Below are 19,133 nucleotides of genomic sequence, written 5' to 3' on the forward strand. Positions count from 1 at the left end.
CCTGAGGGCCGGGAGGAGCAAGTCCTCCCGGCCCTCTTTGCGTGGACGTCGCGCGAACGCAGGACCGGTGGAGGGCACAGGGGAGAGCGGCGTGCTCGACGCGCGTGACGAAGGAAGGGTCGCCTATGGCAAAACGCCCTCCGCACGAGGCGAAGGGCGATTGGGGGGACAACGCATTGCGGGAATAAGGAATCCCGCGCGCTTGTAGGAACAAAATACGGGCGTCACGTCAGAAGGTCAAACGTCGCCATGTCCATCGAAAGGCGGTTTGGGTAATCGGGATTCATAGAGCGGCGTCGCGACCGCACGGGGGCGGGCGGTCGGACAGGCGGCGCATGCTACGATGCCTACGGACCGAGGAGCGAAGAGAGGGGTCTGGCATGTCATCTGGGAGCGGCAGGGCGAGGGCGGCGGCACGGGTGGTCGCGGGCTTGGCGGCGCTCGCCGCCTGCGCGTGCGTGCTCTACCTCGCCGCATCGGCCAAGGGGCTCCTCCCCTGGGCGCAGGGCGCTCAACCCGCCCTGGACGAGGCCCAGGAGCAGCCGCGGCCCACGGCGGGCCCCGCGCAGGCGCGGCTATCCGACCTCTCGTGGGCTGCCCTCAGGGAGGCCGCAGACAGGATCGAGGCGGCGGCGGACGGGGTTGCCGCGCGGGAGGTCGCGCGATCCTATGGCATCGTCGAGGAGGACGGCAGCCTCACCCAGGACACCATCCGGGCCGACCTCACGAACGGCTACTCGATCGACGTCCGCGTGATCGACGTCCTCCACGACGATAAGGCGGACGGCTCGGGCAAGGCGGGGCTCACGCTCATGTCGGTCGGCGCGCTCGCTCGCGGCCCGATGAACGAGGGGCCCACCGCGGAAGGCGGCTGGGAGTCGAGCCACGCACGGGCCTGGCTCGCGAGCGACGGGCTCGCCCTCCTGCCGGATGACCTGCGGCAGGCGATCGTGCCGGTGACCAAGCTCACGAACAACGTGGGCGACACGAACGCGCCGGAGGAGGTTTCGGCGACGACTGACGAGCTGTGGCTCTTCTCGCCCAAGGAGGTGTGCGGGACCGTCACCTGGGAGACGGACACGTACGGCGACGACGGCTGGGGGATCGACGAGTCCCTCAACCAGGAGGGCTACCAGTACCTGGCCTTCGCCGAGCACGGGGTCACCGCGACGAGCGCCGGGGACGGCTTCTTGAGGCTCGACGGGAGCACCGGGAGGTCCACTTGGTGGTACCGGACGCCGCAGGGGGCCAACTGGGCCCACTCGGGCGCGAACGACCTCTTCTACCAGGTGATGAACTCGGGCGTCCCGAAGGGGTACGGCAACCCCGACGAGAGCTCCGCCTACGTCGTCGGCTTCTGCCTGTAGAGACGCCGGCGGACGTCCGCCGCTTCCGTCCGCGCGCCACGCTGCCGGCCGCGAGGGTGTGGCACGGATGTCCAGAGCTTGTGGAAATCGCCTGTGCGTTGCCCGAGCAGGCGCCTTGCCCTATACTTTCCTCTTGTGTGCAAGCCTATGTGCCGTTCGCCTGGCGTCGGCACCTCTAGAGATGAGGACAAGATGGACTACATCGCTGCAATCGAGAGCAAGCAGATCCGCAAGGACCTGCCCGAGCTTCGCGTTGGTGACAACGTGAAGGTGCACTACCGCATCAAGGAGGGCGACCGCGAGCGCGAGCAGGTCTTCCAGGGTGACGTCATCCGCATGAGCGGTGCGGGCGCCCGCGAGACCTTCACCGTCCGCAAGATCTCCTTCGGCATTGGCGTCGAGCGCACCTTCCCCGTGCACAGCCCCAAGATCGCCAAGCTCGAGGTCCTGCGCCACGGCCGCGTCCGTCGCGCGAAGCTCTACTACCTCCGCGACCGCGTCGGCAAGGCCGCGCGTCTTCGCGAGAAGCGCTAGCAGGAGCACTTGCACAGGTTGGAGGGGCCGCCTTCGGGCGGCCCCTCTCTTTTTCAACAGGGATCACGCCCGCGCGGTCCCGGACGCAACGGGGCGCCCGGGGCGAGGGGTGGCCCGTAGCGTGCGCGTGGGAGGCGGTTCACATGGAGGGCGGACGGAGGCCGACTGCAGGCGAGGTCGCTCGTCAGGTCAGGGGTGCGGCCTTCGAGGACCTGGACGAGCTCGTGGAGAGGTACTCCGAGGACGACAGGAGGCAGGTCCAGCAGGCCGTCGCGTCGGCTCGCAGGCGGCTCGAGCGGGAGCGCGCGGAGCGCGAGCGCGTCATCGCCATGTACGAGCTGCAGCGCGAGCTCGGCGGGGAGGGCCTCGTGGTGGGCGTCGACGAGGTGGGGAGGGGCTCGATCGCGGGACCGCTCACCGTGGGGGCAGTCGTTCTGCCGCCCGAGCCCGTCGTCTGGGGCCTCAACGACTCCAAGCAGCTCACGCCCACGCGCCGCGAGGAGGTGGCGGCGCGGATCGCAGAGGTCGCCGTCGCGATCGGCATCGCGCACGTCCCGCCCGAGTCGATCGACGCGCTCGGCATGCGCGTGGCCCTCAGGGTGGCCATGTCGCAGGCGATAGAGGACACCGGTGTGGAGCCGGACTGCGTCCTCATAGACGGCAACCCCGTCCACGTGCACCCAAAGGAGAAGACCCTCGTCAAGGGGGACGCGCGCGTCGCGTGCATCGCCGCCGCCTCCATCGTCGCCAAGGTGACGCGAGACGCGATCATGGTCGGCCTGGACTCGGAGTACCCCGGATACCACCTCGCCGAGTGCAAGGGCTACGGGTCGAGGGCCCACATCGAGGCGATTCGCGAGCTCGGTCTCACGCCCGTGCACCGGGTGACCTTCTGTGGAAACTTCTTGTAGGCACAAATCCGCACTAGTACGACAAGTGATGTGAACGAGCCCCGGGCGCCCAGGGCCACCGTCCAGAGCGGCTATGCCGTGGCGGCCGGGGCCGCGCGTGAGAGACCGGTGCCAGCTTCCTGCGAGGGTGCGACAAGGCACCGCGCGGGGCGACCTGTCATGCTCTTGGGTCCGAAACGGACGAGGGAGGCAGGCATGGCGAAGACGGTCCCTGAGGTGATGGAGGTGCTGGAGGGCTCGAAGGGCGTTCCAGGACGGCGGTCGCGAGCGGGCGTCCGTGCGGACCCCGCGAGGAAGGCCCTCCCGGACGTGGCCGCGGTCGGGCGCGAGGACGAATGCGAGCCCCTGGACTTCTCCGTTGTGCCGAGGGACAAGCCGGTGAGCAGCTACAGCACGAGGGAGGTCGGGCTCGAGGGCGAGGCGATCGCGGCGAGCTACCTCGTGCGTCGCGGGTACGAGGTCGTGGACCGCAACTGGCGCTGCGTCTGCGGCGAGGCGGACGTCGTCGCCCGCGACGGCGACGAGACCGTCCTCGTGGAGGTCAAGACGAGGGTCGACAGGGGAGGCGACCCCCTGGCGCCCGAGCTTGCCGTCGGGGTGCGCAAGCGGAAAACCTACACGCGCCTCGCCCTCATGTACGTCTCCCTTCACCCCGAGGTGACGAACGTGCGCTTCGACGTCATCGCCGTGACGCTCAGGGAGAACCGCTCCGCGCTCCTCCGGCACCTCGTGGGCGCCTACTGCTGGGACGAGCAATGAGCGCGCCGGAGACGTGCTCCGTCCACGCGGCCCTGCTGCGTGGCGTCGAGGCGCTCGGGGTGACGGTCGAGGCCAGCATGAGCGCGGGCATCCCGGGACTCACGGTCGTCGGCCGTCCGGACGCGGCCGTCCTGGAGGCGAGGTCGCGCGTGCGCTGCGCGCTCACCGCGTGCGGCTACACCATGGCGAGGAGGCACGTCACGATCAACCTCTCCCCGAGCGAGGTCCGCAAGTCGGGGACCTCGTTCGACCTTCCCATCGCCGTCGCGATCCTCGCGATGACGGGGCAGATACCGAGGGCCGGGCTCGATGGCTGCCTGTTCGTGGGCGAGCTCGGGCTCGACGGCCAGGTCTGCCCCGTGAGGGGCGCGGTCGCCTACGAGGCGCTCGCGCGGCAGAGCGGCCTCGTGCTCGTCGGAGCCGGCGGGCCGTGGTTTCCCGAGGACGCCTCGCGCGTGAGGTGCGTGTCGACCCTCGCGGACCTCAGACGCGGCGTTGGCTCGCTCCCGGAGGCGGCCCCAGGTCCTGAGCCCCTTCCGCGCGCGTGCGCCCCCGCGGCGCTCGACTACGCCGACGTGATGGACCAGGAGCTCGCGAAGCGCGCCTTCGTCATCGCCGCGGTGGGGAAGCACGGCCTGCTCATGGTCGGTCCTCCCGGCGCCGGAAAGACCATGCTCGCCCGGCGGATGCCGACGATCCTCCCCGCCCTCTCGGAGGACGAGACGCGCGAGGCCCTCCTCATCCACTCCGTCGCGGGGCAGTCGCTCGAGGAGATCGCCGCGGGCGGAAGGCCCTTCCGCGCCCCGCACCACTCGGTCTCGCTCGCGGGGCTCATCGGCGGCGGCAGACCGGTCCTGCCGGGGGAGGTCTCGCTCGCGCACAAGGGGGTGCTCTTCCTCGACGAGCTTCCCGAGTTCGCCACGAACGTCCTGCAGAGCCTGAGGCAGCCCATGGAGGAGCACGTCGTCAGGCTCGTGCGGGCGGACGGGGCCTATGTCTTCCCCTGCGACTTCCAGCTGGTCGCCGCCGCCAACCCCTGCCCCTGCGGGCACCTCGGGGACGAGGGGCACCCCTGTCGCTGCACGCCCTCGCAGATCACGGGCTACCAGGCGCGCATCGGCGGACCCCTCATGGACCGAATCGACATCCTCGTGGACGTGGCGCGCCCGGACTCGCACCGCGTCATGGCCGAGGAGGCGGGCGCGTCCTCGGCGCAGATGCGGGAGCAGGTGCTCGCCGCCACGGAGTTCCGTCGCTGGCGCGTCTCCAGGAGCGGCGGGGGGACGGGGGAGCCCCAGAGGAGATGGGAGGGGTTCGAGCCCGGCGCCCGCGCCGCGCTGGAGGGCGCCGCCCGGCGCAGGGCCCTCGGAGGCAGGGCGATAACGCGCATAGCGGGCGTGGCGCGCACGATCGCGGACCTCGCGGCCCACGAGCGCGTGGGTGCGGATGACATAGTGGAGGCCTGCGTCTACAGGTCGAGGGGCAGCATCTAGGAGGCGCTACATGGGGGCTCGGTGGGAGGTCGCAAGGGGCGAGGAGGGCTACCCCGAGGGGGTGCTCGAGCTCGGTGACGACGCCCCGGAGAGGATCTACGGCGTGGGGAGCAGGGAGGCGCTGGGGCTGCCCTGCATCTCGGTCATCGGTGCGAGAAGGGCCACGCCCTACGGAATCGCCGTGGCGGAGATGGCTGGCAGGGTGGCAGCGGAGTGCGGGATCGTGGTCGTCTCGGGCGGGGCCCTGGGGTGCGACCACGCTGCGAGCCGGGCGGCGCTGGACGCCGGTGGCAGGACCGTCGTCGTGTCCGGCTGCGGGGCGGACGTCGTCTACCCGCGCTCCTCGCTCGACGTCTTCCACGACGCGGTGCGCCAGGGCGGTGCGGTAATCTCGCTCAGGGCCTGGGGCAAGGGCCCGCGCCGGGTTCGCGTTCCTGCAGCGGAACGCCGTCATAGCGGCCCTGTCTCGGTGCCTCTTCGTCACCGAGGCGGGCATGAGGTCGGGGACCATGAGCACCGCCGAGACGGCAAACGCTCTCGGACGGCCGATCTACGCCATACCAGGGTCCATCTTCAGCCCCAACTCGATGGGGACCAACCAGCTCATCTCGGACGGGGCCTGCATAATAGCGAGCGAGATGGACCTCGAGACGAAGATCGCGCTGGACTACGGATCCCTCCGGCTCGTGGGCGAGCAGGGGTTCCAGAGCTCGAGCCGCGTCGTGTCCGCGCTCGTGGCGTCGCCCATGAGGCCGGACGAGCTTGCGACGCGTCTGGGGGAGCCGGTGCTCACCCTCGTGCGGACGCTGTCCGACTACGAGACGAGAGGTGTGGTAGAAAGACTTCCAGACGGAAGCTACACGGTGTCGCAGGCCGCCTACCGGGACTACCAGCGGAGGGCGGAAGCGGCGGGGGCGAGGGGGGAGAAGACCCCCGGCCCCAGGGACCCAGGTGGAGGAAGCAGCTGATGGAAACGCAAGTCACGGTCGTCGGGGGCGGTCTCGCCGGGAGCGAGTGCGCGCTGCAGCTCGCCCGGAGGGGGGTGCGCGTGCGGCTCGTAGAGCAGAGGCCCAAGGCCACGACGCCAGCCCACCACACGGACGGCCTCGCAGAGCTCGTGTGCTCGAACTCCCTGAAGTCGCTTCGCGAGGACAGCGCGGCGGGCCTTCTGAAGTGGGAGCTCACGAGGATGGGAAGCGTCCTCGTCGAGCTGGCTAAGCGTGCCGCCGTGCCGGCCGGCGGTGCCCTCGCCGTCGACAGGAGGGAGTTCTCCAGGCTCGTGACCGAGCGGGTGGAGGGGGAACCGCTCGTGGAGCTCGTGCGCGAGGAGGCGACGTCCATCCCCGAGGGCCCTGCCGTCATAGCGGCGGGGCCGCTGTGCTCCGACGCCCTCTTTCGGCGCGTGACCGACCTCGTCGGCGAGGGGCACTCCGCCTTCTTCGACGCCGCGGCGCCGATCGTGGACGCCGAGTCCCTGGACATGGGCGTCGTGTTCGCCCAGTCGCGCTACGGGGAGCCCGGCGGAGACTACCTCAACTGCCCCATGGACAAGGAGGAGTACGACGCCTTCTACGAGGAGCTCATGGGTGCGGAGCGGGTCATCTCGCGCGAGTTCGAGCAGTCCGACCTGTTCTGCGCCTGCCAGCCGGTGGAGGAGGTCGGAAGGACGGGGCACGACTCCCTGAGGTTCGGCGCCCTGAAGCCTGTCGGGCTCACCGACCCGAGGACGGGGAGGAGGCCCTGGGCTGCCGTGCAGCTCAGGACCGAGAACGAGGGACGGACGGCCTACAACATGGTGGGGTTCCAGACGAACCTCACCTGGGGCGAGCAGAAGCGCGTGTTCAGGATGATCCCCGGCCTCGAGCACGCCGAGTTCTTCCGCTACGGCGTGATGCACAGGAACTCGTTCGTGGACTCCCCGCACGTCCTCGACCGCACGTTCAAGATCCCCGGCACGTCATGCAGGCTCGCCGGGCAGATCTGCGGGACCGAGGGCTACACCGAGGCCATAGCCTCCGGCTACCTCGCCGCGCTCAACACCTTCGCCGACCTCCGCTCCCTCCCCGAGGTCTCGCTCCCCGCCACGGGGGCCTTCGGCTCGCTCGTCGCCTACGCGACCGACCCGGAAACCAAAGACTACCAGCCCATGCACGTGAACTTCGGGCTCGTGCCCCCCATCGAGGGCCGGCGCCTGCGCAAGAAGGAGCGCTATGCCGCCTACTCCGAGCGCGCCAAGGCGGACGTAGGCGCCTACGTGGACGCACGACCCGATCTCTTCCGCGTCGAGGGGAAGGCGTAAGGGCATGTCCGACGGCACGCCGTCCGAAGGGGGCCCCGCCGTTCTCGAAGAGGGCGGGTCAGGTTCCGACCGCACCAGGTCGGACGGGTTCGAGCGGGACATCGAGCGATTCGTGTCCCAGCTCACCCAGGTGCGCGGGCTCTCGGGGAACACCGCGAAGGCCTATGCCTCGGACCTCGCCCAGTACGCGCTCTGGGCCAGGAGGGAGGGCGTGCGGCCCCTCGAGGTGACCCACAAGCAGCTGAGGCGCTACCTCGCCGAGCTCGTCTCGGCGGGCTACGGCGCGAAGACGGTCAACAGGCACCTGTCCTCGATCAAGGGGCTCTACCGCTGGCTCGTCGCCGAGGGCGTCTGCGAGACCGACGCGGCCGACGCCATCTCGGGAAGGAGGCTCGCCAGGGGCCTTCCGAAGACCCTGTCGGACGCCGAGGTGGGGCGGATCCTCGACACCTGCGACGAGGGGAGCGACCTCGGCCTCAGGGACCGGGCGTTCCTCGAGCTGCTCTACGCGTCCGGCGCGCGCATCTCGGAGGTCTCCGCCCTCGACGTGGGTGACGTGGACTTCGCCCAGGAGCAGGTGACGCTCTTCGGCAAGGGTTCGAAGGAGAGGATCGTGCCGCTCTACCCCGTAGCGCTCGAGCGCCTCTCCGCCTACCTCGAGGGCCCGCGAGGGCGCCTGGTGGCCCGCCGGCGCGACGGGACGGGGCAGGCCGGAGACGAGCGCGCGCTCTTCGTGTCGACGCGGGGGAGGCGCATGTCTGCGGACGCCCTGAGGAGGTGCTTCGAGGGGCACGCCCGCCAGGCGGGCCTCGCCGGCGTGACGCCGCACGCGATGAGGCACACCTTCGCGACCGAGCTCCTCGACGGGGGCGCGGACCTCAGGAGCGTCCAGGAGCTTCTCGGCCACGAGAGCCTCGCGACGACGCAGGTCTACACCCATCTCTCGGTGGCGCGGCTCAAGGACGCGGCCCGGCGGGCGCACCCGCGCGGCTGAGCGGGCGCCCGAGCGCCGAGGGGCCAATGTGAAGTTATGGTGAGTCATTGAAGGGAGCCTGGGTCTGGCGCGCCCTCCTCCGTGCTGATATACTTGAGAATCGCCGTGCGACCGCATGGCACATTTCACACGCGTGACGACTCATGCGCCGTGGTGCCCCTCCCCATAAGCCAGGGCAGGGGTGGCGCTATGGGGTTGACCTCACGCGGAGGACAAACCACAGGAGGTTTAGTACATGGCTGCAAAGATCAACATCCAGACCCTTCTCGATGCGGGCTGCCACTACGGTCACCAGACCCGCCGTTGGAACCCCAAGATGAAGCCCTACATCTTCGGCGAGCGCAACGGCATCTACATCCTCGACCTCAAGCAGACCATCATCGACGCCGACAAGGCCTACACCTTCCTCAAGGAGACCGCTGCCAAGGGCGGCACCGTGCTGTTCGTGGGCACCAAGAAGCAGGCCCAGGAGCCCATCCAGACCCAGGCCGAGCGTGCCAACATGCCCTTCATCAACCAGCGCTGGCTCGGCGGCATGCTGACCAACTTCGTCACCATGCGCTCCCGCATCGAGCGCATGGAGGAGCTCGAGACCATGGCCGAGGACGGCAGCCTCGCCGCCCGTGGCAAGAAGGAGCAGGCCGTCCTGACCAAGGAGCTCGAGAAGCTCCAGCGCAACCTCGGCGGCGTCCGTGAGCTCAAGGCCCTCCCGCAGGCCCTCTTCGTCGTCGACACCAAGCGCGAGGAGATCGCGGTCCGCGAGGCCAACCGCCTCCACATCCCGGTCGTCGGCCTTCTCGACACCAACTCCGACCCCGACGTCATCGACTACGGCATCCCCGCGAACGACGACGCCATCCGCTCCGTCGACCTCATGTGCGAACTCGTGGCCGACGCCGTCCTGGCCGGCTCCGGCAAGGAGCAGATCTCCGCTGAGGAGATGGCCAAGGGCGAGACGACGCCTGCCGTCGAGACCCCCGCGGCCGAGGCGCCCGCCGCAGAGTAGCGCTTTGGCGCGGCACGTCCGCCAAGCGTCGTCCGATACGAGAACGAACACCCCAAGGAGGGGAAGCATGGCAACCAAGATTACTGCCGCTATGGTCAAGCAGCTTCGCGAGATGACCGACTCGCCGATGATGGAGTGCAAGAAGGCCCTCGTCGAGGCTGACGGCGACATCGAGAAGGCCGTCGACGTCCTGCGCACCATGGGCATGGCGAAGGCCGTCAAGCGAGCGGGCCGCGACACCAACGAGGGCTGCGTGGCGGCCTACGTGTCCGAGGACGGCAAGACCGGCGCCCTCCTCGAGCTCACCTGCGAGACCGACTTCGTGAGCTCCAACCCCAAGTTCGAGGGCTTCGCCGCCGACGTGGCGAAGGTCGTCGCCGAGAACGACCCGGCGGACCTCGAGGCGCTCAAGGCGTGCCCGATGAACGGGGGCACCGTCGACTCCGAGCTCACCGAGATGATTCACGTCATCGGCGAGAACATGAAGATCAACCGCTTCGCGCGCATCACCTCCGAGGGCACCCTCGCGAGCTACATCCACCTCGGTGCCCACCTCGGCGACATCGTGAACTTCAAGTTCGCCAAGCCCGAGACCGCGCAGAACGAGGACTTCAAGTCCTTCGCGCACGACGTCGCGATGCAGGTCGCGGCCTCCGCGCCCGTCTCCGCGCGCCGCGACGACGTCCCGCAGGAGATCATCGAGCACGAGAAGAGCATTTACACCGCCCAGGCAAAGGACTCTGGCCGTCCGGAGAAGTTCTGGGACGGCATCGTCCAGGGCCGCCTGAAGAAGTTCTACAAGGAGAACGTCCTCACCGAGCAGGAGTTCATCAAGAACCCCGAGACCACCATCTCCCAGCTCGCAGACGAGGTCTCCAAGAAGGCTGACGACAAGATCGAGATCGTCAACTTCGTCCGCTTCAACTTCGGCGAGTAACTCCTCGGTTCAAGCGTCTGACGGGCCGGTCCGCGAGAGCGGGCCGGCCTTTTCGTTTGCCGGTCCCACCGAGCGAGGCGATGCCTGGCGCTTCCGTGAGGGCACGGGCTCTGACCTCTGTTAGAATCACAGGGGACTGAACGGCAAGCAAGCCCGTTGTCCCGTCCCCACCGTTGGCGCGGGGGCGGGATTCGTCGACAAGAAGTGGAGGACCCACTTGACTGACTACAAATACCACCGCGTCCTTCTCAAGCTTTCGGGCGAGGCCCTGATGGGCGAGAAGAGCTTCGGCATCGACCCCGCAGTCCTCCAGTCCATCACGGACAGCGTCAAGCCCGTGTGGGAGGCCGGCATCCAGATCGCGATCGTCGTGGGCGGCGGCAACATCTTCCGCGGCCTGTCGGGCGCCGCGAGCGGCATGGACCGCGCCCAGGCGGACAACATGGGCATGCTTGCCACGGTCATCAACTCCCTGGCCCTCCAGGACTGCTTCGAGCGCAACGGCATGGACGTGCGCGTCATGAGCGCGATCGAGATGCACTCGGTCTCAGAGACCTACATCAGGCGCCGCGCGATACGCCACCTCGAGAAGGGCCGCATCACCATCTTCGCGGCGGGCACGGGCAACCCCTACTTCACGACCGACACCGCAGCGGCCCTGAGGGCGTGCGAGATCGACGCCGAGGTGCTCATGAAGGCGACCAAGGTCAGTGGCATCTACGACATGGACCCGGTCGTGCACCCGGAGGCCAGGAAGTTCGACGAGATCACCTACATGGACGTCCTGACCAGGGACCTCAAGGTCATGGACGCCACGGCGACCGCCCTGTGCCATGACAACCACATGCCCATCATCGTCTTCAAGATGGAGGAGCAGGGCGCGTTCGAGAAGGCCCTCAAGGGGGAGCCTGTCGGGACCACCGTAGTCGACGAGGAGAGCGAGTAGACATGAGCCAGCACACCGACAACGCCAAGAAGCACATGGACAAGTCCATCCAGGCGCTGAGGAACAACTTCGCGAAGGTCCGCACGGGCCGCGCCAACCCGCACATCCTCGACGAGATCAAGGTCGACTACTACGGCCAGCCCACACCGATCACCCAGCTCGCCGGCGTGAAGGTCCCCGAGGCCTCCATGCTCGTGGTCGAGCCGTGGGACAAGACCTCCCTCAGGAGCATCGAGAAGGCCATCGAGCAGTCCGACCTCGGCATCACCCCATCCAACGACGGCGTCTCGATCCGCCTCCCGTTCCCCGCCCCCACCGAGGAGCGCCGCAAGGAGCTCGCGAAGGAGTGCAAGCAGCTCGCCGAGGAGGGCAGGGTCGCCGTGCGCAACGCGCGCAAGGAGGCCAACAAGGCCATCGACCGCGACGAGGAGCTCTCCGAGGACGAGCAGAAGGCGGAGAAGAAGCGGGTCCAGAAGCTGACCGACAACGCCATCGAGGAGATCGACTCCCTCCTGAAGACCAAGACGGCCGAGGTCATGGAGATCTAGGTGCAACGAGACGAGGCGAAGCTGCGGGAGTACTACGCAGGCGCGCCCGATGACATCAGCCTGTCGGACGTCGACCTCGAGAGGATCCCCAGCCACATATCGATCATCATGGACGGCAACGGGCGCTGGGCGCAGGCCCGGGGGCTCGACCGGAGCGAGGGGCACGTCGCGGGCGTGGACGCCCTCAGGGAGGCGGTCACCACGAGCGTGAGGCTCGGGGTGGACGTGCTGTCCGTCTACGCGTTCTCGACCGAGAACTGGAGACGGCCGCAGCACGAGGTGAACCTCCTGATGCACCTGTTCGCAACGACGCTCGTGAAGGAGCTCCCGCTCTTCGCACAGGAGAACGTCAGGCTGCTCTTCCTGGGGGACATCGACGCGCTGCCCAAGGTCACGCGCGACGTCTTCGAGAAGGGCCTCGAGGAGACCCGGGGCAACACCGGCATGGTGTTCGCCCTCGCGGTCAACTACGGCTCGAGGGCGGAGATCGCGAGGGCCGCGCGCGCCCTCGCGCGGGACGTGGCGGCGGGTAGGGTCGACGCAGACGAGGTCGACGAGGCCTCCGTCGCGGCCCGTCTCTACACGGCGGGCCTGCCGGACCCGGAGCTCCTCATCCGGACCTCCGGCGAGAACCGCCTGTCCAACTTCCTCCTCTGGCAGATCGCCTACACGGAGTTCTACGTAACCGACACGCTCTGGCCGGACTTCACGCGCTGGGACTACCTCAGGGCCGTCCGGGACTTCCAGGGCCGCAAGCGCCGCTTCGGGGGAGTGGTCAACAAGTGAGCGAAACCGGTCATCCCTCGGGCGCGGGCGCCGGAGGCGAGGAGAGGCCGCTTCCGGCGGACGTCGACGGCCGCGAGGCGAGGGCCCACATCTCGCTGGACAGCGCCATCGAGAGGATCGAGAGCCACCGCCACTCCAAGGAGGGGCTGCGCGCCGTCGGCGGCCTCAAGGGCCAGGTCGTGCGCGGCTGGACCGAGAAGCTCCTCACGCGGACCACGTCGGGCGCGATATACACCATCGTCATCCTCCTCTGCCTCTTCGGTGGCGTCGTGCCGACGACTGCCTGCATCACGGCGATGGCATGGCTGTGCTGCTCGGAGTTCTTCCGCATCTCGCGTATGGGCGGCAGGATGCCGAACGAGATCCTGGGGCTCACGGGCGCCATCGCCTACCCGGTCTCGATGTACCTCTGGGGCTTCGGCACCATCCACGTCGTGACCTTCGCCCTCGTCCTTTCGCTTGCGGTCTGGTACGTGCTCACGCCCCGCGCGAACCTGGCCGACGTCGCCATCACGGTGTTCGGCCCCGTCTACACCTCGCTGATGTTCTCCTGCATCGTCCTCATCCGCAAGGTCGACGCGGGCTGCGACGGCGCGCTCCTCACGCTGGGGGTGATGGGCTCGATGTGGGCCAACGACGCAATCGCCTACTTCGTCGGCTCTCGCTTCGGCGCGCACAAGCTCGCGCCGAAGATCTCGCCCCACAAGAGCTGGGAGGGATTCTATGGAGGGCTCGCCGGGTCCGTCCTCGTCTGGATGATCGTGGGTATCCTTGGCCTTGAGGGCATCGGGATGGGTCTCGCGCTCGTCTGCGGCGTGGTGGTGGGCATCTCCGCCGTCATCGGAGACCTCTTCGAGTCCCGCATCAAGCGCGGGGTCGGTGTGAAGGACTCCGGCAACCTGATGCCCGGGCACGGAGGCCTGCTCGACCGCTCGGACTCCATGCTCTTCGGATGCACGGTCGCCTACTTCCTACTGCACATCGGGGGAATTCTGTGAGCATATTCGAGGATACGGCACCACGTTCGCCACGCCCGAGGCCGCTTCGAGTTGCGGTCCTCGGGTGTTCTGGTTCCATAGGGCGGCAGACGCTCGACGTCTGCCGCCAGCACTCAGACAAGCTGCGGGTCGTGGCGCTCGCCTGCGACACCTCGACCGAGGCCCTCGCGAGCGCCGCGCGCGAGTTCTCCGCGGACCACGTCGCGGTCGCGAGCGCCGGGCACGCCCGGGACGCCGCACTCGAGGGGCTCCCCTCGGGCTGCGCCCTCGGGGTGGGGCCCGAGGCGGTCGTCGAGCTCACGCAGCTCGACGAGGTCGACTGCGTCGTCAACGCCATGGTCGGCTTCGCCGGGATCGAAGCGGGCTTCGCCGCCCTCAGGGCGGACAAGGTGCTCGCCTACGCCAATAAGGAGTCCATCGTCGTCGCCGGCGACCTGCTCGTGCCGCTCGTCCGGCCGGGGAGGCTCATCCCTGTGGACTCCGAGCACAGCGCGATCTACCAGTGCCTCGTGGGGGAGCGCGCAAGCGACGTCCACTGCCTGTGGCTGACCTGCTCGGGCGGCCCCTTCTACGGCATGGGCCGAGAAGAGCTCGCGCACGTGAGCGCCGCCGACGCCCTTGCTCACCCAACCTGGACGATGGGCCCCAAGATCACCGTCGACTCCTCGACCCTCATGAACAAGGGGCTCGAGGTCCTCGAGGCGCACCAGCTCTTCGGGGTCCCCATCGATCGCATCCGGGTCCTCGTGCAGCGCCAGAGCCGCGTCCACTCGATGGTCGAGTTCGCCGACGGCTCGGTCAAGGCGCAGATCGGGCCCTCCGACATGCGCATCCCCATCCAGTACGCGCTGAGCTATCCCGAGCGCTGGGAGACGCCGTCCCCGCGCGTCGAGTGGCGCCAGGAGCCCGCGATCACCTTCGGCGAGGCGGACGAGGAGGCCTTCGGCTGCCTCGCCCTCGCGCGCGAGGCGGGGCGTGCCGGCGGCACCCTCCCCTGCGTCATGAACGCCGCGAACGAGGTGGCAAACGCCGCCTTCCGAGCAGGCGCCTGCGGCTTCCTCGACATAGAGCGCGTTGTGCGGCAGACGATGGGGGAGGCTCGGCCCGAGGAGGTCGAGTCCGTGGCGCAGCTCGAGGAGGTGGACGCCCGCTCGCGCGAGGTCGCGCGGGGCTTCCTCGAGGGGGTGCGCCGATGAGCGCGGCCGGCGTCCTCTCGGCCGTGTTCTGGGGCGTCGTCACCCTCTCGCTCCTCGTGTTCGTGCACGAGGGCGGCCACTACCTCGCGGCGCGCGCCTTCGGGGTGCGCGTGACCGAGTTCTTCCTCGGCATGCCCTGCCGCGCCAGGCTCTCGCGCAAGCTCGAGCGCTACGGCACTGAGGTCGGCGTCACGCCGATACTCCTCGGCGGCTACACGCGCATCTGCGGCATGGAGGGGGAGCAGGACGAGCTTCTCGCACGGGCCTTCTCCGTGGTACAGCGCGAGGGGCGCGTGAGCGCGGCGGCGCTGGCAGACGAGCTCGGCTGCGACGTCGACCGCTCCTACGGCCTCCTCGCCACCCTGTCGGACTGGGCCGCGATCAGGCCCTACTACGACGCCTCGAAGGGCGAGCGGGAGTCGCAGGGGGCCTATCCCGAGCAGTTCGAGACGCTCAGGCGCGACGCCGCCTTCCTGACCGAGTACGACCGCGCCCACGACTTCTCGCAGCCTGGGACGACGGGGGCGGGCGATCCGCGCCCGCTCGACTGCGACGCGGAGGCGGCGCTCGAGCGCGAGAGGGCCCGCACCTACCTCGGCTGCGGTTTCTGGAAGCGCGTCTGCATGCTCGTAGCCGGCCCCCTTGTCAACGTCGCGCTCGCCTTCGTCCTCGCGGTCTCAGCCTTCTGCGTCGTGGGCCAGCAGGTCGTCGTCGACTCCAACGTCATCGCCTCGGTGACCGAGGGCTCGCTCGCCGACGAGGCGGGCCTCGAGGCGGGCGACGCGATCGTGCGCATCGGCGACGCCGAGGTCACGGACTGGAGCGACCTCGTCGACGCCGTTCGGCAGTACCTGACGCCGGGCTCCTCGGTCGAGGTGGGCTTCGTCCGCGACGGTGAGGCGATGACCACCACGATCGAGGTCTCGGAGGGGGAGGGGCAGCTCCTGGGCGTCAACGCGCAGACGACGACCTACCGCCCCGGCGTGCTCGAGGCCTCCCGCTGGGCCGTCGACTATGCCGGCCTCGTCGCCACCTTCGCCGCTAGGCTGATCGTGCCCACCCAGACCATGCAGGTGCTCGACTCCTCCACCTCGATCGTGGGCATCTCGGTGATGGCGTCGCAGGCCGCCTCGCAGGGCCCCATGAGCGTGGTGTCGCTGCTGGCCGCGATCTCCATGTCGCTCGGGTTCATGAACCTCCTGCCGATCCCGCCGCTCGACGGCGGCAAGATCCTCATCGAGGTCATCCAGGCGGCGATGAGGCGGCCGCTCTCGGTGAGGGCGCAGAGCGTCGTCTCCTACGTGGGGATCGCCTTCTTCGCCTTCGTGTTCGTGGTGGTGCTCAGAAACGACGTGAGCAGACTGCTGATTGGATGGTGAGCTGATGCTGAGCGAGATTGGCGGCGGCGTGGTTGCGAGCTCCGGTGCGCCGCGGCTCCCCAGGGAGCGCACGAGGCGCGTGAGCGTGGGCGGCGTCGCCGTCGGGGGCGGTGCGCCCGTCTCCGTGCAGTCGATGTGCACCACGCCCACCTCGGACGTGGACGCCACCCTCGCGCAGGTGGGACGTCTCTCGGACGCGGGCTGCGAGCTCGTGCGCGTGACCCTGCCGTCAGCGGCCGACGTCGACCCCTTCCACGCGATCTGCGCGCAGAGCCCGATTCCCGTGATCGCGGACGTCCACTTCGACCACAGGCTCGCCGTCGCCGCGGTCAGGAACGGCGCTGCGGGCGTGCGCATCAACCCGGGCAACATAGGCTCCTGGGACAGGGTCGACGCGGTGATCGACGCGGCGGGCGAGGCAGGCGTCCCCATCCGCATCGGCGTCAACATGGGATCGCTCGACAAGGACGTCGACGCCCGCGAGGACCTCGACGGGCCCCAGAAGCTCGTCGCCTCCGCGGAGTCCTTCGTCCGCCACTTCGAGGGGCGCGGCTTTCACGACGTCGTCCTATCGGCGAAGGCCCACTCGGTCCCCGTGACGCTCGCGACCTACCGTGAGCTCTCGCGCCGGCTCCCGGAGGTGGCGCTGCACGTCGGCGTGACCGAGGCAGGCACCCTGCTCCAGGGGACGGTCAAGAACTGCGTGGGCGTGGGGGTCCTGCTCGAGGAGGGCATCGGCGACACGATTCGCCTGTCGCTCACCGCTGACCCCGTCGAGGAGGTCAGGGTGGCGTGGGAGCTGCTCGGCGCCCTCGGCATGAGGCGCCTGCACCCCGAGCTGGTGAGCTGCCCCACCTGCGGCAGGACAAAGGTGGACCTCATTCCGATCGCGGAGGAGGTCGAGCGCAGGCTCCAGGGGGTCCGCGCGCCCATCTCGGTCGCCGTGATGGGCTGCGTCGTGAACGGCCCGGGCGAGGCGGCGGGCTGCGACATCGGAGTCGCCTGCGGCCAGGGCCAGGGGCTCATATTCGCCGAAGGCAAGCCTCTGCGCAAGGTCGCGGAGGCAGACATCGTGGACGAGCTCTTCAAGGAGATCGAGGCGCGCTTCTCGTAGGGCGCGCTGCCGATTGTCCTACAATTAGAAGGTCCGTACGGGTCGCGCCCGAGCCTCCGGTGGGGGCCGGCGCGACCGAGCTTACTGGAAGGATTCCCGTGAAGTCTTACGCGAAGATGTCGTCCCTCTACGCACCAACCCTCAAGGAGGACCCCGCCGAGGCCGAGCTGGCAAGCCACCGCCTGCTGCTCCGCGCCGGTATGATCCGCAGGGAGGCCGCCGGCCTCTACAGCTACCTGCCGCTCGCGTGGCGCTCGCTCATGAAGATCGAGGGCGTCATCCGCGAGGAGATGGAGGACATCGGCGCCCAGGAGATGCTCACCCCGATCCTCACCGACGCGGAGCTCTGGCACCAGAGCGGCCGCTGGGACGCCTACGGCCCCGAGCTCATGCGCATCAAGGACCGCCACGACCACGAGTACGCGCTCGGCCCCACCCACGAGGAGACCTACACCGACCTCGTGCGCAACGAGCTCAGCAGCTACAAGCAGCTTCCCGTCACCCTCTACCACATCCAGGACAAGTTCCGCGACGAGAGGCGACCGCGCTTCGGCCTCATGCGCTCGCGCGAGTTCATCATGAAGGACGGCTACTCCTTCAGCGCGGACCAGGAGAGCCTGCAGCGCTGCTACGACGACGAGAGCCGCGCCTACGCGAACGTGATGCGCCGCTGCGGCCTGTGGTGCCTGCCCGTCGCGGCGGACACGGGCCAGATCGGCGGCAGCACCTCCATCGAGTTCATGGCGATCGCCGACGCCGGCGAGGCCGAGCTCGTCTACTGCGACAAGTGCGGCTACGCGGCGGACACCGAGGCCGCGACGGCACCGATCAGCCTCGAGGACGGTGAGCCGGGCGAGCTCGAGAAGGTCGAGACCCCCGGTTGCTCCACGATCGCCGACCTCGCCGCCTTCCTCGGCGTCCCCGAGGGCGCAACCCGCAAGGCGCTCGCGCTCATGGACGGCGACGGCAGGCCCGTCGTGGTCTTCGTCCCGGGCGACCACGAGATGAACGACGTGAAGGCGTCCCACGCCTTCGGCGACTACCACCTGATGAGCGACGAGGAGCTCGAGCAGACGGGCCTCGTGAAGGGCTTCATCGGGCCGATCGGCCTGCCGGAGGGCGTGCGCGCCTGCTTCGACCAGTCGCTCAAGGGGTCCGTGTGGTGGGCAGTCGGCGCCAACGAGGCGGGCTACCACTACGTGCACGCAAAGCTCGGCCGCGACCTCACGATCGCCGACGACGCGTGGGTCGACGTCATCTCCGCCAAGGCGGGCGACCTGTGCCCCACGTGCGGCGAGCCCCTCAAGCTCGCGCGCGGCATCGAGTGCGGCCAGGTCTTCCAGCTCGGCACCAAGTACTCCGAGCCCATGGGCGCCACCTTCATGGACGTGGACGGCAAGGAGAAGCCCCTGGTGATGGGCTGCTACGGCATCGGCGTCTCGCGCATGCTCGCCGCCATCGTCGAGCAGCACCACGACGAGCACGGCATAACCTGGCCCGTCTGCGTCGCGCCCTACGAGGTCGAGGTCGTGCCCCTGACGGTGGGCGACGAGGTCGTCTGGCCCGTCGCGGACAGGGTGGCCCGAGAGCTCGTTGCCGCCGGCGTGGAGGTCGTGGTGGACGACCGCAAGGAGCGCCCGGGCGTCAAGTTCAACGACGCCGACCTCATGGGCTTCCCGTACCAGGTCGTCTGCGGCAAGAAGGCCATCGCAAACGGCAAGGTCGAGGTCAAGGTGCGCGCCACAGGCGAGCGCGAGGAGGTCGCGATCGAGGAGGTCGCGAAGTTCCTGGCGGAGAAGGTCGTCCCGCAGAGGGCGTAGGCGCGACGCAAGGTCGAAAGATCGCAAAGACAGCCAGGTGGTCCGG

At 69.1% G+C, this 19,133-nt stretch carries 18 protein-coding genes and 1 pseudogene; all 19 read left to right on the forward strand.

All coding sequences use genetic code 11. From position 1 onward, the window contains the following. Positions 1 to 380 precede the first annotated feature (380 nt). The 19 genes and pseudogenes from VXJ25_RS04540 to VXJ25_RS04630 all read left to right on the forward strand — a co-directional run bounded on the left by VXJ25_RS04540 (position 381) and on the right by VXJ25_RS04630 (position 19,087). On the forward strand, positions 381 to 1,367 hold the full coding sequence (locus tag VXJ25_RS04540) for a DUF6273 domain-containing protein (protein ID WP_330958026.1): 987 nt from the start codon (positions 381 to 383) through the stop codon (positions 1,365 to 1,367). 192 nt (positions 1,368 to 1,559) lie between these two features. After that, positions 1,560 to 1,901: a 50S ribosomal protein L19 gene (gene rplS / locus VXJ25_RS04545; protein WP_330958027.1), complete on the forward strand. Its 342-nt coding sequence runs from the start codon at positions 1,560 to 1,562 to the stop codon at positions 1,899 to 1,901. 143 nt (positions 1,902 to 2,044) lie between these two features. Further along, the gene (locus VXJ25_RS04550) at positions 2,045 to 2,812 is read left to right on the forward strand and encodes a ribonuclease HII (RefSeq protein WP_330958028.1); all 768 of its coding nucleotides are present in this window, start codon (positions 2,045 to 2,047) and stop codon (positions 2,810 to 2,812) included. Positions 2,813 to 3,007: 195 nt separating this feature from the next. After that, positions 3,008 to 3,571 (forward strand): YraN family protein, encoded by a 564-nt coding sequence (locus VXJ25_RS04555; RefSeq protein WP_330958029.1) that lies wholly within the window; start codon positions 3,008 to 3,010, stop codon positions 3,569 to 3,571. Then, positions 3,568 to 5,064, forward strand: a complete 1,497-nt coding sequence (locus tag VXJ25_RS04560; RefSeq protein WP_330958030.1) for a YifB family Mg chelatase-like AAA ATPase — start codon at positions 3,568 to 3,570, stop codon at positions 5,062 to 5,064. Before VXJ25_RS04555 ends, VXJ25_RS04560 begins: the two co-directional genes overlap by 4 nt. 10 nt (positions 5,065 to 5,074) lie before the next feature. Next, positions 5,075 to 5,431 (forward strand): annotated as a pseudogene (locus VXJ25_RS04565) (DNA-processing protein DprA); the annotation flags it as partial. A 94-nt stretch (positions 5,432 to 5,525) separates the two neighbouring features. Next, positions 5,526 to 6,032 (forward strand): DNA-processing protein DprA, encoded by a 507-nt coding sequence (locus VXJ25_RS04570; protein ID WP_330958095.1) that lies wholly within the window; start codon positions 5,526 to 5,528, stop codon positions 6,030 to 6,032. Further along, positions 6,032 to 7,363: a methylenetetrahydrofolate--tRNA-(uracil(54)-C(5))-methyltransferase (FADH(2)-oxidizing) TrmFO gene (gene trmFO / locus VXJ25_RS04575; protein ID WP_330958096.1), complete on the forward strand. Its 1,332-nt coding sequence runs from the start codon at positions 6,032 to 6,034 to the stop codon at positions 7,361 to 7,363. Before VXJ25_RS04570 ends, trmFO begins: the two co-directional genes overlap by 1 nt. A 4-nt stretch (positions 7,364 to 7,367) precedes the next feature. Next, positions 7,368 to 8,357 carry a tyrosine recombinase XerC gene (locus VXJ25_RS04580; protein ID WP_330958031.1) on the forward strand — a complete coding sequence of 330 codons (990 nt, stop codon included), beginning with the start codon at positions 7,368 to 7,370 and terminating at the stop codon, positions 8,355 to 8,357. A gap of 235 nt (positions 8,358 to 8,592) precedes the next feature. Further along, positions 8,593 to 9,363, forward strand: a complete 771-nt coding sequence (gene rpsB / locus VXJ25_RS04585) for a 30S ribosomal protein S2 (protein ID WP_330958032.1) — start codon at positions 8,593 to 8,595, stop codon at positions 9,361 to 9,363. Between the two features lie 67 nt (positions 9,364 to 9,430). Beyond that, on the forward strand, positions 9,431 to 10,300 hold the full coding sequence (tsf, locus tag VXJ25_RS04590) for a translation elongation factor Ts (protein WP_330958033.1): 870 nt from the start codon (positions 9,431 to 9,433) through the stop codon (positions 10,298 to 10,300). 217 nt (positions 10,301 to 10,517) lie between these two features. Beyond that, positions 10,518 to 11,246, forward strand: a complete 729-nt coding sequence (pyrH, locus tag VXJ25_RS04595; protein WP_330958034.1) for a UMP kinase — start codon at positions 10,518 to 10,520, stop codon at positions 11,244 to 11,246. Positions 11,247 to 11,248: 2 nt separating this feature from the next. Beyond that, complete coding sequence (frr, locus tag VXJ25_RS04600; protein WP_330958035.1) at positions 11,249 to 11,794, forward strand: ribosome recycling factor; 546 nt, start codon at positions 11,249 to 11,251, stop codon at positions 11,792 to 11,794. Beyond that, positions 11,795 to 12,580 (forward strand): isoprenyl transferase, encoded by a 786-nt coding sequence (locus VXJ25_RS04605; protein ID WP_330958036.1) that lies wholly within the window; start codon positions 11,795 to 11,797, stop codon positions 12,578 to 12,580. It begins immediately after the preceding gene. Then, complete coding sequence (locus VXJ25_RS04610; RefSeq protein WP_330958037.1) at positions 12,577 to 13,578, forward strand: phosphatidate cytidylyltransferase; 1,002 nt, start codon at positions 12,577 to 12,579, stop codon at positions 13,576 to 13,578. The genes VXJ25_RS04605 and VXJ25_RS04610 overlap by 4 nt, the downstream gene beginning before the upstream one ends. After that, positions 13,575 to 14,774, forward strand: a complete 1,200-nt coding sequence (gene dxr, locus VXJ25_RS04615) for a 1-deoxy-D-xylulose-5-phosphate reductoisomerase (RefSeq protein WP_330958038.1) — start codon at positions 13,575 to 13,577, stop codon at positions 14,772 to 14,774. The genes VXJ25_RS04610 and dxr overlap by 4 nt, the downstream gene beginning before the upstream one ends. Next, entirely contained in the window at positions 14,771 to 16,153 is a 1,383-nt protein-coding gene (locus tag VXJ25_RS04620; RefSeq protein WP_330958039.1) for a M50 family metallopeptidase, read from the forward strand. Before dxr ends, VXJ25_RS04620 begins: the two co-directional genes overlap by 4 nt. A 4-nt stretch (positions 16,154 to 16,157) precedes the next feature. Next, a complete protein-coding gene (gene ispG, locus VXJ25_RS04625) occupies positions 16,158 to 17,267 on the forward strand; it encodes a flavodoxin-dependent (E)-4-hydroxy-3-methylbut-2-enyl-diphosphate synthase (RefSeq protein ID WP_330958040.1) in 1,110 nt (369 codons plus the stop codon). A gap of 98 nt (positions 17,268 to 17,365) precedes the next feature. Next, positions 17,366 to 19,087, forward strand: coding sequence for a proline--tRNA ligase (locus VXJ25_RS04630; protein WP_330958041.1), 1,722 nt, complete (start codon positions 17,366 to 17,368; stop codon positions 19,085 to 19,087). The last annotated feature ends 46 nt before the right edge of the window (positions 19,088 to 19,133 follow it).

The sequence above is a fragment of the Olsenella absiana genome, assembly GCF_036408855.1.
GTDB classification, from domain to species: domain Bacteria; phylum Actinomycetota; class Coriobacteriia; order Coriobacteriales; family Atopobiaceae; genus Olsenella_K; species Olsenella_K absiana.